The following is a 12,964-nucleotide window of genomic DNA, read 5'->3' on the forward strand; positions in this document are numbered from 1 at the left end:
TGCGTACGTCGAGCAATCGACCGCGGCGCCCGTTCGGCATGAGTGGGCCGCAGATCGCGTCGACTCTGCGCGCAGGGCGCGAGAATGCGAGTGGCGAGCGCCCGGGACGCACACGCGACATGCGTCCGCCTGCCCGCGCGACGATCACATGGACAGGTGCCACACCAGGGCCGCGGCGAGCGCGCCCAGGCCATTCAGCGACCAGTGCAGCGCGATGGGAGCGAGCAGGCTGCCGCTGCGACGGCGCAGCCAGGTGAAGATGAATCCGGCCACCCCGGTGGCCACGACGGCCAGCACCACCCCGGCGACCATGCCGAACACTCCGGCGCCGAACAACTTGGTGAAGCCGACGTTCTCGCTGGTCAGACCGAACGACGTGGCGATGTGCCAGAGCCCGAACAGCAGCGACCCGGCGGCGGCGACGCCCCGGAAGCCCCATGCACGGTTCAGCGCACCGTGCAGCACGCCCCGGAACGCGAGCTCCTCGGGGATGACCGTCTGCAGCGGGATCACCACCATCGAGGCGATCAGCGCACCGGAGATCGTCGCGTAGTTGTTGTTCATGAACATCGGCCGCGTCCACGGCAGCAGCGCACCGATGGCGATCACCGTGAGCACGAGGCCCACCGCGGCGGCGGCGTAGCCGGCGCCGGTGCGTAAGTGCTCGCGGCCCAGGCCCAGTTCGGTCCAGCCGAGGCCGCGGGCGCGCACCAGGAGCATGAGCCCGATCGCCGCGGCGGGGACCGTCGCGATACTGGCCCACGGCGTGGTGAAGTGCGCGACGAGATTGGTGACCACCAGGACCGCCACCACCACGGCGATGTCCACGTACACATGGAGCCGCCGCGGCGCGGTGAGGTCGGCGTCGGCCGGCGCCGCGGCAAGGTCAGTCATTTGCGGTGATTCTACCGGCGCCGGCCGGGTGCCCTAGTCGGCCGAACCGTCGTCCGGTTCCCAGGTCCACCCGGAGATGGCCGGATCGTCCTCGCCGTGCTCGCGGGTGTAGCGCCGCGCCGCGAGCCGGGCGTCGGCCATTTCCTGGCGCAGTTCGGCCGCCCGGGTGCCCAGCCCCTCGACCCGGTCGATCACGTCCATCACCAGATGGAACCGGTCGAGCTCGTTGAGCATCACCATGTCGAACGGCGTCGTGGTGGTGCCGCGCTCCTTGAAGCCCCGCACGTGCAACTGCGCGTGGTTGGCGTGCCGGTAGGTCAACCGGTGGATCAGCCACGGGTAGCCGTGATAGGCGAAGATGATCGGCTTGTCCTCGGTGAACAGCGAGTTGAACTCGCGGTCCGACAGGCCGTGCGGGTGCTCCGACTCGGGTTGCAGCCGCATGATGTCGACGACGTTGACCACGCGAACCTTCAACTTCGGCAAGCGTTTACGCAGAATATCTGCTGCGGCGACGGTCTCCAGCGTGGGAATGTCCCCGGCACAGGCGAGCACGACATCGGGTTCCTCCCCGCCGCCGTGGCTGCCCGCCCACTCCCAGATCCCGGCGCCGCGGGTGCAGTGCGCGATCGCCTCGTCCATCGTCAGGTAGTTCAGCGCCGGCTGCTTACCCGCGACGATCACGTTGATGTAGTGCTTGCTGCGCAGGCAGTGGTCGGCCACCGAGAGCAGCGTGTTGGCGTCCGGCGGCAGGTACACCCGCACCACCTCGGGCCGCTTGTTCGCCACATGGTCGATGAATCCCGGGTCCTGGTGTGACGCGCCGTTGTGGTCCTGGCGCCACACGTGGGACGTCAGCAGATAGTTCAGCGAAGAGATCGGCCGCCGCCACTCGAGCTGGGCGCTGCTCGACAGCCACTTCGCGTGCTGATTCAGCATCGAGTCGACGATGTGCACGAACGCCTCGTAGCAGTTGAACAGGCCGTGCCTGCCGGTCAGCAGATATCCCTCCAGCCAGCCCTGGCAGAGGTGCTCGGAGAGCACCTCCATCACCCGGCCCGACGGCGCCAGGTTCTCGTCGTCCGGATCCATCTCCGCCATCCACGCCTTGTCGGTCGACTCGAACACCGGCGAGAGCCGGTTCGACGCGGTCTCGTCGGGTCCCATCAGCCGGAACCGGTCCGGGTTGCGGACGATGATGTCGCGCAGGAAGGTGCCGAGCACCTTCGTCGCTTCAGCGGACTCCGCCGCGGGCGCGGGCACGTCCACCGCATAGTCGGCGAAGTCGGGCAGGTCGAGGTCACGCCGCAGCACCCCGCCGTTGGCGTGCGGGTTCGCGCTCATCCGCCGGTCACCGGCCGGAGCAAGCGCCCGCAGTTCGGGTCGCAGGTGGCCGTCCTCGTCGAACAACTCCTCGGGCCGGTAGCTGCGCAGCCACTCCTCGAGCTGGGCCATGTGCTCGGGGTTGGAGTGCGTCTCCGACAGCGGTACCTGATGCGCCCGCCAGGTGCCTTCCACCTTCTTGCCGTCCACCTTCTCCGGGCCGGTCCAGCCCTTCGGTGTGCGCAACACGATCATCGGCCACAACGGCCGGCCCGCCTCGCCGTCGAGCCGGGCGGCCCGCTGGATCGCGGCGATCTGGTCGAATGCCTCGTCCAGCGCGGTGGCCAACTGCTGGTGCACGTTCGCGGGGTCGTCGCCCGCGACGGTGATCGGCCGGTAGCCGTAGCCGTAGAACAGCGCTTCGAGTTCCTCCTGCGGAATGCGGGACAGCACGGTCGGGTTCGCGATCTTGTAGCCGTTGAGGTGCAGGATGGGCAGCACCGCGCCGTCGGTCACCGGATCGAGGAACTTGTTGGAGTGCCAGCTGGCGGCCAGCGGGCCGGTTTCGGCTTCGCCGTCGCCGATCACGCAGGCCACCACCAGGTCCGGGTTGTCGAAGGCGGCGCCGTAGGCGTGCACGAGCGCGTAGCCGAGCTCGCCGCCCTCGTGGATCGAGCCCGGCGTCTCGGCGGCCACATGGCTGGGAATCCCGCCGGGAAAGGAGAACTGCCGGAACAGCTTTCGCATCCCGTCGATACCTTCGGCGATGCCGGAGTAAACCTCGGTGTAGGTGCCTTCGAGGTAGGCGTTGGCCACCAGTCCGGGTCCACCGTGACCCGGGCCGGTGATGTAGATGACGTCGGCGTCCCGTTCCCGGATGATGCGGTTCAGATGGGCGTAGACGAGGTTGAGCCCCGGCGTGGTGCCCCAGTGGCCGAGTAGCCGGGGCTTGATGTGTTCGGCGGCGAGGTCCTCGCGCAGCAGCGGGTTGTCCAGCAGGTAGATCTGGCCGACGGACAGGTAGTTGGCGGCCCGCCAGTAGGCGTTGATCAGGTCCAGTTCGTCGTCGGTGAGGGTGGGGGACAGCGACTCGTCGGTCATCTGGCTGGTCATCTGGCTCATTCTGGTCACGGCGGGTGAACTTCGGGTGCCGACCGTCTACCCGAACACGTGATCTTCAAGCGGATCCGCGCACGCACTAGCCTGTGGCGGTGCGGACACTGCTGGCCTCGCTGCGGGTGCTCGACGCCGGCGACGCGGATTCCGACGGGATCGGCCGGATGTACGCCGATCTCGGGGCCGACGTGGTGAAAGTGGAAACCCCCGGCGGCGCCGCCGACCGGGAGGCGCGGCCGGCGATCGCGGGGTCGAGCATCGCGTTCACCGTGCACAACGCCGGCAAGCGCGGCGTCGCGCTGGACCCGCGGTCAGCGGCGGACCGCACCCGGTTCGCGGACCTTCTCGCGGGCGCCGACATCGTGGTGGACAGCGGCCGGCTCGAGGCGTTCGGGCTGCCTGCCCCGACGGTCGCGGCCCGCTGGCCGCATCTGGTCGTGCTGTCGGTCAGCGACTTCGGCGCGACGGGCCCCCGCGCATCGTGGCGGGCCACCGATCCGGTGCTCTACGCGCTGTCCACGGCGCTGTCGCGGTCCGGCCCGACGACCGGTGCGCCGGTGCTGCCACCCGCGGGCCTGGCATCGGGGACGGCTGCCGTGCAGGCGGCCTGGGCGGCTCTGGTCGCCCACTTCCACCGATTGCGCGGCGGGCACGCAGAGCACATCGACTTCTCCCGATTCGAGGCGGTGGTGCAGGCACTGGACCCACCCTTCGGGTCGGAGGGCCAGGCCGCGGTGGGCCGCAAGCGTTCCGCCGAACTGTGGCGGGGCAGGCCCCGCAACCAGCAGATCTACCCGATCTTCGGATGCGCCGACGGCCACGTGCGGATCTGCCTGCTCTCGGCGCGGCAGTGGCGCGGGATGTGGCGGTGGCTCGGCGAACCCGAACGGTTCGCCGACCCGTCGTTCGAGACCATTGCCGCCCGCTACGCCGCGTCGGAGGCACTCAACGCGGCGATCGCCGAACTCTTCGCGGCGCGGTCCGTCGCGGAACTGGTCGAGCAGGGCCAGGCCCGCGGCGTGCCGATCGCGGCGTTGCTCACGCCCGCCGAGGCGCTGCGGTGTGAGCATTTCCGCGCGGTCGGCGCGCTGTCGGTCATCGAGCCGGTACCCGGCAGGCCGCTCGATGTGCCCGCAGGACCTTTCGTCGTCGACGGGGAGCACGTCGGTCACCGGCGCGCAGCATCCACCCTCGATGATCCCGAATCCGGTTGGTGCACAACGCGGTCACCGGCCGCACCGAAGGCCGATCGACCGCTGCGCCCGTTCGACGGACTGCGCATCCTCGACCTCGGGGTGATCGTCGCCGGCGGCGAGCTGGGCCGGCTCTTCGCGGATCTGGGCGCCGAGGTGATCAAGGTGGAGAGCGCGGCGTACCCCGACGGGCTGCGGCAGACCGCGCCGGGTCAGCCGATGAGCCGGTCCTGGGCGCTGACCCACCGCAACGAGTACAGCCTCGGTGTCGATCTGCGGAACCCCGCGGGCGCCGACGTGTTCGCGGGCTTGGTGGCCGGGGCCGACGCCGTGTTCGCGAATTTCAAGCCGGGAACCCTCGACGCGCTGGGGTTCTCCTACGACCGGCTGCGCGCGCTGAACCCCCGCATCGTGCTCGCCGAGAGCAGCGCGTTCGGCGCGACCGGCCCGTGGAGTGCGCGCATGGGCTACGGACCGCTGGTGCGTGCGAGCACGGGCATCACCCGGCTCTGGAGCGACGACACCGCAACCCCTTTCGACGCGACCACCATCTTCCCCGACCACGTCGCGGCCAGGATCACCGCCATCGGGGCGCTCGCCGCGCTCATCGACCGCGACCACTCCGGAACCGGTGCGCACGTGCACATCTCGCAGGCGGAGGCAGCGGTGAATCAGCTGGCCGTCACCTACGTCGCGCAGGCTGCGCGCGCCGCCGGGCTGCCGGTCGACGACGACGACGGCGTGCACGGCGTCCACCCGTGTGCCGGCGACGACGAGTGGTGTGTGGTCTCGCTGCGCACCGCCGCTGACCGTCGTGCGGTGGCCGGCCTCGTCGGTTCGGCCGAGCCAGCGGCGATCTCGGCGTGGACCGCCGTCCGCGACAAGGCCGAGGTGGCCGCGACGTTGCAGGCGTCCGGAGTGCCTGCCGCACCGATGCATCGGGCGGCCGACGTGCTCGCCGAGCCGCAGGTCCGGCACCGCGAGCTGTACTCCGAGATGACCCACCCGCTGTTCGCGATGCCGATGCCGACCGAGACCGGCCCAACCCCATACCGGCACATCCCGCCCGCCGAGTTACGGCCGGCGCCGATGCCGGGCGAGCACACCAGGGAGATCTGCCAGAAGCTGCTGGGACTCGACGTCGCCGAGGTGGACCGGCTCATCGCCGAGGGCGTGCTGTTCACCACAGCCGGGCGACCCTGACGGCGGATCGACCCGGCGATCCGGCATGCTGTCCCCATGCCTGTCGCCCCCGCCACGCCGGTACTCATCGGATACGGCCAGGTCAACCAGCACGACGAGAATCCCGCGGTCGAACCCGTCGATCTGATGGCCGCCGCGGCGCGCTCCGCCGCGGACGCCCGGGTACTCGCGGCGGTCGATTCCGTGCGCGTGGTGAACCTGCTGTCCTGGCGTTACATCGACCCCGGGCTGCTGCTCGCCGAACGGATCGGCGCAGGCGGCGCCGCCACCCGCTACTCGGGCATCGGCGGCAACGTGCCGCAGACCCTGGTCAACCAGGCCTGCCTGGACATCCAGGACGGCAAGGCCGGTGTGGTGCTGATCGCGGGCGCCGAGACGTGGCGCACCCGTGGCCGGTTGAAGCGCCGCGGTGAGAAGGCGGACTGGACGCGACAGGACGAATCGCTGCCGGCACCGCCAGGAGCCGAGGACGTGCCGATGGCCGGCGACGCCGAGATGCGCATCGAGCTGGGACGGCCCGCCCACGTCTACCCGATGTTCGAGCAGGCGGTGCGGATCGCGACGGGGGAGGACCCGGAGTCACACCGGCGCCGCATCGGTGAACTGTGGGCGCAGTTCAGCGCGGTGGCCGCGGGAAACCCGCACGCGTGGAGCCGTGAACCCGTTGCCGCAGAGGATATCTGGCGGCCAAGTCCGTCGAACCGGATGATCAGCTGGCCGTACACCAAGCTGATGAACTCGAACAACATGGTCGATCAGGGCGCGGCACTGATCCTGACCTCGGTCGAGCAGGCGCGGCGGCTGCAGGTGCCCGAGGAACGCTGGGTCTTTCCCTACGCCGGCACCGACTCCCATGACACGTATGCGATCTCGGAGCGCGCGGAGTTCCACAGTTCACCGGCGATCCGGATCGCGGGTCGTCGGGTGCTGGAGCTTGCGGGCACCGATCTCGACCGGATCGACCTCGTCGACGTCTACTCGTGCTTCCCGTCCGCCGTGCAGGTGGCCGCCGCCGAACTCGGACTGCCGGTGGCGGACCCCGCGCGTCCGCTGACGGTGACCGGCGGGCTGACGTTCGCCGGTGGGCCGTGGAACAACTACGTCACGCACTCCATCGCCACCATGGCCGAGCAACTGACCGCCGGACGCGGCAGGCGCGGCCTGATCACCGCCAACGGCGGCTACCTCACCAAACACAGCTTCGGTGTCTACGGCACCGAGCCGCCCGCGCACGAATTCCGTTGGCAGGACGTACAATCCGAGGTCGACCTGGAGCCCACCCGGACCTCGTTGGTGGAGTGGTCCGGCACCGGCACCGTCGAGGCGTGGACCACCCCGTTCGACCGCGACGGCGCGCCCGAGAAGGCCTACCTCGCCGTGCGGACGCCCGACGACGCGCGCACCCTCGCGGTGATCACCGACGCCGGCGACGCGGCCGCCACGGTGGAGGGTGACATCGCCGGTGTCAAGGTCACGGTGCGCGAGGACGGCACCGCGGCGCTGTTGTAGCGGACTAGCGGATCGTGTAGCCGCCGTCGATCACCAGGTCGGCGCCGTTGATCATCGCCGCCGCGTCGGATGCGAGAAACACCGCGGCCGCGGCGATCTCGTCGGGGTAGGCGAATCGTCCGGTGGGGATGAGCTTCTTCATCGCCTCGCCCCGCGGTCCGTCCCAGGCCTTGCGCCCCAGTTCGGTGAGCACGACCGTCGGTGAGATCGTGTTCACCCGGACGCCGCGGCCCGCCCACTCGGATGCCAGCACCTTCGAGACGCCGACCACCCCGAATTTGGACGCACAGTAGGCGACGTGCTGGTCGAGGGCGACGCTGGCGGCCTGGGACGCCATGTTCACGATGACCCCACGACCGGCCGCCAGCATCCGGTTGCCGACCGCCTGGCACATCAGGAAAGTGCCCTTGAGGTTGACGTCGATCGTGGCGTCCCACGCATCGGTTGCCAGTTCCTCGGCAGGCGCGAGCATCACGATGCCCGCGCTGTTGAACAGCATGTCGATGCGCCCGAAGCTCGCCATCACCTCCTCGACGACGGCAAGGACCGACCCGGCGTCGGAGACGTCGCAGCCGAAACCCCTGCTGTCCGCTCCGAGTGCCTGCGCCGCTGTCTGCGCGCCGGACGCGTCGAGGTCCACCACCGCGATCCGGCCGCCCTTCGCGGCCAGTGCCGCGGCGATCGCCGCGCCGATGCCGGACGCCCCACCGGTGACCAGCGCAACCCTGTCGTCGAGCCGGAAATCGAGATCCACTGCAGGAGAGGTCATGTGATGTCACACCCTTTCGTTCGTTCGGTCAGTCGAGTAGCGCTGCCGCGATGTCGCTGTCGGTGACGATCGCCGTGACCAGCCCAGAGCAGAGCACCGCCCTGGTGGCGGCGATCTTCTCGGCACCGGTGACGATCGCGATCCGGGTCGGGATCGCCCGCAGCGCTGCTTCCCCGATCCCCATCCTGCGGTCGTCCAGGCCCGGCACCCGGTGGCCGTCCTCGTCGAGTAGCAGCGCACACGTCTCGGCGCACACCCGCGCCTTGCTGAACCGCGCGACCTCGGCCGCCGTCAGTGACAGGTGTGTCTGCGACGCCCCGGGCTTCCACGCCCCGACCGACACCAGAGCGCATGTGACGTCCGGATACCGGCCCACCGTGGCCCGGATCTGCTGGTTGCCCCGCAGCGCCTCGGCGGTGCGGCCGTCCTGGACGACGAGGGGGGCGTACAGCGGCCAGGACTGCCCGCCGCTGACCTCGCTGATCCGCCGCACCAGATCGAGGCCGTTACCGGTGATGGCGCCGGCCATGCCGCTCAGTTGGACGACGTCGCATCGCGGCAGCGTCGTCAGATGGGGCGCGATGTGGGCGAGCGTGCGACCGCAGTCGACCCCCACCACGTCGCCGTCGCGCAGGATCGACTGCAGCAGTTCGGCCATCGCCTCGGCGACCGCCTGGACCCGGTCGGCCGTGTTGCGGGAGTCGGTCGCCACCGCGTACACGTGCTGGAGGCCGAACCGGCGCTGCACCGCGGTGGACAGGTCGACGTCGACCGACCCCGGATTGTGGATCTTGATCTCGACCATGCCCGACTCGAGGGCCTCGTCCAGCATGCGGGTCACCTTGAAGCGGGACACCCCGAGTTCTTCGGCGATCTGGATCCTGGTGCGGCCCTCCAGGTAATACCGGCGCGCCACCAGTGCACGCTCGAATAGTTCGTCGGGCCCCATGCCGCCCCTCCCACGTCCGCCGCGGACGTCCCGTGCACATATGTGCAGAGCCGTTGACATATGAGCATAGTCCAGAGCATGATCCACCTCACAAGCGAGCGGGAGAGTGTTCCCGCCCACACAGCGGAGGAACCCGGTGCGGTTCGTCCGGAAAGGGCTGACTGGCATGACGGGATCGGCGGTCTGCGAGTCGCCGCTTCCGCGGTCCGGCCCGATGTCGACGGAGATGCCATCGTGAGCAGCGCGGTGCTCGAATGTGCCGGAGTGACCAAGAGTTTCGGCGGCGTGCCGGTCCTGCGCGGGGTGACGCTGACCCTCGAACCCGGCACGGTGACCGCACTCGCCGGCGAAAACGGCGCGGGGAAGTCGACGCTGATGAAGATCATCAGCGGCCAGTACCACGCCGATGCCGGGACGGTGTCGGTGCGCGGCGCCCACCTCGCTCCGGGCAATCCGAGGGACGCCGTGCGCCACGGTGTGGCCATCGTGCCGCAGGAACTGGCCTCGATCGAGGACATGACGGTCTACGAGAACCTCTTCGTCGGCCGGGAGATCCGCCGCGGCCCGTTCCTGAACCGGCGGGCGATGATCGCCGAGGCGCGCGAGACGCTCGCCGTCTTCGACGTCGGCATCTCCCCGACGGCCCGGATGGGCAGCCTGCCGGTCGGATTGCGCCAGATCGTGGAGATCGTCAAGGCCGCCCGCACCGGCGCACAGGTGGTGATGCTCGACGAGCCCACCTCGGCGATCTCCGAGCGCGAGGTGGAGGGTCTCTACTCCATCGTGCGCAGGCTGCGCGAACACGGCGTGGCGATGGTCTACACCACGCACAAGATGGCCGAGATCCGCGCCATCGCCGACCGCGCCGTGGTGCTGCGCGACGGCGGCCTCATCCTCGACGCCCCGATCGCCGACGTGACCGACGACGACATCGTCACCGCCATGATCGGCCGCGAGCTCGACGCACTCTTCCCCGACCGCACCGAACCCGGTACCGAGAAGGTGCTCGAGATTCGGGACCTGCACGTCGACGGCGCGGCCGAACCGGTGTCGTTCTCCGTGGCCGCAGGCGAGATCCTCGGACTCGCGGGCCTGGTGGGCGCGGGGCGCACCGAACTCCTCGAGGCCATGTTCGGCGCCCGGCACACCACTGCCGGCGACATCGTGGTGCGCGGCCGGCCGGTGAAGCGCAACGCTCCCGCCGCGGCGATCGCCGCCGGAATGGCGATGGTTCCCGAGGACCGCAAGCTCTCCGGCGTCGTGCTGTCGATGAGCGTGCTGGACAACGGGTCACTGCCCCGGTTGTCGTCGTTCAGCGTCGCGGGATGGTTGCGCGGAAAGGCCCGCACCAAGGCGGTGTCCGACGTGATGTCCTCGGTCCGCCTGCGCAGTCGGGGACTGAATCAACAGGTCGGCACGCTGTCGGGCGGCAACCAGCAGAAGGTGGTGCTGGCCCGCTGGCTGACCGGCGACGTCAACGTGCTGCTGCTCGACGAGCCCACCCGCGGCGTCGACGTCGGCGCGCGCAGTGAGATCTACCGCATAATCACCGAATTCGCCGCCGCCGGGATGGCCGTGGTGATGGCGTCGTCGGACATGCCCGAGATCATCGGGTTGTCCCACCGGGCCTTCGTCATGCGCGGCGGCGCGCTGGTCGGAGAGCTCGACCGGGAGGCGCTGGACCACCCGTCGGTGCAGGAGTCGGTGTTCCGGATGGCGACCGCGCTGGACGGACCTGGCGACCGGATTCCCGCTCGATCAACGGAGGAGGACTCGTGAGCACCCCCACCGGCACCGAGGAGAACGCGGGGGAGGCAGGACCGGCGACGGTGACCTCGCCGATCACCGGCGAACCGGTCAAACTGTTCTCCCGGGCGTGGCTGAGCGGCCTGGCACTGCGGTACTCGATGGTCATCATCATGCTGCTGGTGATCGCCTACTTCAGTTACCGCAGTGCACGATTCGGCACCGTCGACAACCTGGTGACCATCCTCGTCGCGGCGGCGCCGTTCGCCCTCATCGCGCTCGGGCAGACGCTGGTGGTGCTGACCGGAGGGATCGACCTCTCGGTGGGCAGTGTCATCGCGGTGTCGGCGATGGCGGGAGCGGCGACGGCGAAGGCCCACCCCGGCCAGGTGTGGATGACGGTTCTGGTGGCCATGATCGTCGGTCTCGCGGTCGGCTCGTTGAACGGAATCCTGGTGTCCCGCCTCAACGTCCCCCCGTTCATCGCCACCCTCGGGACGCTGACGGCGGGCTCCGGCATGGCCTACGTGATCGGCGGGGGCGCGCCGATCAACGGACTGCCCGCGGAATTCGGGTCGATCGCCAACACCAAGATCCTCGGGCTGCAGATCCCGGTGCTGGTCATGATCGTCGGCATCGTGGTGCTGGCGGTGGTGATGAAGCGCACCACCTACGGCATGCGGGTGTATGCGGTCGGCGGCAACAGGTCGGCGGCCGAGATCGCCGGCATCAACGCCAAGAACGTCCTCTTCAGCGTCTACGCGCTGTCGGGTCTGCTGGCCGGCATCTCCGGGGTGATGCTGGCCTCGCGGGTCATCTCGGGGCCACCGAACCTGGGGCAGGGATACGAACTCGACGCGATCGCCGCGGTGGTGATCGGTGGCGCGAGCCTGATGGGCGGACGCGGCACGGTGTGGGGAACGGTGTTGGGGCTGTTCATCATCCAGACGCTCAACAACGGGCTCGACATCCTCGTGGTGCCCGCGTACTGGCAGGACGTGATCAAGGGCGTGCTCATCGTGGCGGCGGTGGCCGTCGATGTCTGGTCCACCCGAAGACGGACATGACCGGGTTCGCACGCACGACACAGGCAGATTTCCTCAAATCAACGAGAGTGAGAAACGTCATGGGACTGGGAACGAAGTGGGCCGCCGTCGGCGCCGCCGGTGTGCTGGGGTTCGGGCTGACCGCCTGCGGGGCCGGCGACACCGAGGCCAACAGCGACAGCACGAGGATCGGCGTGTCGGTCTACGACATGAGCTCCTTCATCACCGCGGGCAAGGAGGGCATGGACACCTACGCCGAGGCCAACAACATCGAGTTGGTCTGGAACTCGGCCAATCTGGACGTGTCCACCCAGGCCAGCCAGATCGACTCGTACATCAACCAGGGCGTCGACGCCATCATCGTGGTGCCGGTGCAGGCGGACTCGCTGGGACCCCAGGTGGCCTCGGCCAAGGCGAAGGGCATCCCGCTGGTGCCGGTCAACGCCGCGCTGGAGAGCAAGGACATCGCGGGCAACGTCCAACCCGACGACGTGGCGGCCGGGGCGCAGGAGATGCAGATGATGGCCGACCGCCTCGGCGGCCGCGGCAACATCGTCATCCTGCAGGGACCGCTCGGCCAGTCCGGCGAACTCGACCGCAGCGAGGGTATCGAGCAGACGCTCAAGAAGTACCCCGACATCAAGGTGCTGGCCCGCGACACCGCGAACTGGAAGCGCGACGAGGCCGTCAACAAGATGAAGAACTGGATCTCGGGCTTCGGCAACCAGATCACCGGTGTGGTCGCGCAGAACGACGACATGGGTCTCGGCGCCCTTCAGGCCCTCAAGGAGGTGGGTCGCAGCGACGTGCCCATCGTCGGGATCGACGGCATCGAGGACGGCCTGAACGCCGTGAAGAGCGGCGAATTCATCGGCACGTCACTGCAGAACGGCACCGTCGAACTGGCGGCGGGTCTCGCGGTCGCCGACAAGCTGGTCAAGGGGGAGCAGGTCAACACCAATCCCGTGTACATCATGCCGGCGATCACGAAGGACAACGTGGACGTCGCGATCCAGCACGTGGTGACCGAGCGGCAGAAGTTCCTCGACGGTCTGCCGGATCTGATCAACCAGAACCTCAAGACCGGTGACATCGCCTACGAGGGCATTCCGGGCCAGAAGCAGCCCTAGCGGGCACGAACTCGGGACCGGTCACCACGGTGGCCGGTCCCGCCGTCGCTTATCGCCACCGTTACGCGACACTCACCGCGCCGAAA

General features: G+C 69.3%; 9 protein-coding genes. 5 read left to right on the plus strand and 4 right to left on the minus strand.

Features of this window, described 5'->3' with window-relative positions:
• Positions 1 to 144: 144 nt before the first annotated feature.
• Entirely contained in the window at positions 145 to 894 is a 750-nt protein-coding gene (locus AB0K11_RS25335) for a CPBP family intramembrane glutamic endopeptidase (protein ID WP_364983693.1), read from the minus strand.
• Positions 895 to 927: 33 nt separating this feature from the next.
• Positions 928 to 3,318 (minus strand): phosphoketolase family protein, encoded by a 2,391-nt coding sequence (locus AB0K11_RS25340; protein WP_364984164.1) that lies wholly within the window; start codon positions 3,316 to 3,318, stop codon positions 928 to 930.
• Positions 3,319 to 3,428: 110 nt separating this feature from the next.
• Here AB0K11_RS25340 and AB0K11_RS25345 point away from each other — a divergent pair, with 110 nt between their 5' ends.
• Both AB0K11_RS25345 and AB0K11_RS25350 read left to right on the plus strand, forming a co-directional pair.
• Complete coding sequence (locus AB0K11_RS25345) at positions 3,429 to 5,729, plus strand: CoA transferase (protein ID WP_364983696.1); 2,301 nt, start codon at positions 3,429 to 3,431, stop codon at positions 5,727 to 5,729.
• Between the two features lie 36 nt (positions 5,730 to 5,765).
• Positions 5,766 to 7,238 (plus strand): acetyl-CoA acetyltransferase, encoded by a 1,473-nt coding sequence (locus AB0K11_RS25350; RefSeq protein WP_364983699.1) that lies wholly within the window; start codon positions 5,766 to 5,768, stop codon positions 7,236 to 7,238.
• 4 nt (positions 7,239 to 7,242) lie between these two features.
• On the opposite strand, the gene AB0K11_RS25355 is transcribed toward AB0K11_RS25350, so the two are convergent.
• Together AB0K11_RS25355 and AB0K11_RS25360 are read right to left on the minus strand one after the other, a co-directional pair.
• Entirely contained in the window at positions 7,243 to 8,007 is a 765-nt protein-coding gene (locus AB0K11_RS25355) for a GolD/DthD family dehydrogenase (RefSeq protein WP_364983702.1), read from the minus strand.
• A gap of 28 nt (positions 8,008 to 8,035) precedes the next feature.
• Entirely contained in the window at positions 8,036 to 8,956 is a 921-nt protein-coding gene (locus AB0K11_RS25360; protein ID WP_364983705.1) for a sugar-binding domain-containing protein, read from the minus strand.
• Between the two features lie 234 nt (positions 8,957 to 9,190).
• On the opposite strand from AB0K11_RS25360, the gene AB0K11_RS25365 reads away from it, so the two are divergent.
• From AB0K11_RS25365 to AB0K11_RS25375, 3 genes are read left to right on the plus strand one after another with little or no spacing between them, the layout of a single operon-like run.
• Complete coding sequence (locus AB0K11_RS25365; protein WP_364983708.1) at positions 9,191 to 10,735, plus strand: sugar ABC transporter ATP-binding protein; 1,545 nt, start codon at positions 9,191 to 9,193, stop codon at positions 10,733 to 10,735.
• Positions 10,732 to 11,769 (plus strand): ABC transporter permease, encoded by a 1,038-nt coding sequence (locus AB0K11_RS25370; protein ID WP_364983711.1) that lies wholly within the window; start codon positions 10,732 to 10,734, stop codon positions 11,767 to 11,769. Before AB0K11_RS25365 ends, AB0K11_RS25370 begins: the two co-directional genes overlap by 4 nt.
• A 59-nt stretch (positions 11,770 to 11,828) precedes the next feature.
• Positions 11,829 to 12,878: a substrate-binding domain-containing protein gene (locus tag AB0K11_RS25375; protein ID WP_364983714.1), complete on the plus strand. Its 1,050-nt coding sequence runs from the start codon at positions 11,829 to 11,831 to the stop codon at positions 12,876 to 12,878.
• Positions 12,879 to 12,964 lie beyond the last annotated feature (86 nt).

It is taken from the genome of Mycobacterium sp. NPDC050551 (genome assembly GCF_040674075.1).
GTDB lineage: Bacteria > Actinomycetota > Actinomycetes > Mycobacteriales > Mycobacteriaceae > Mycobacterium.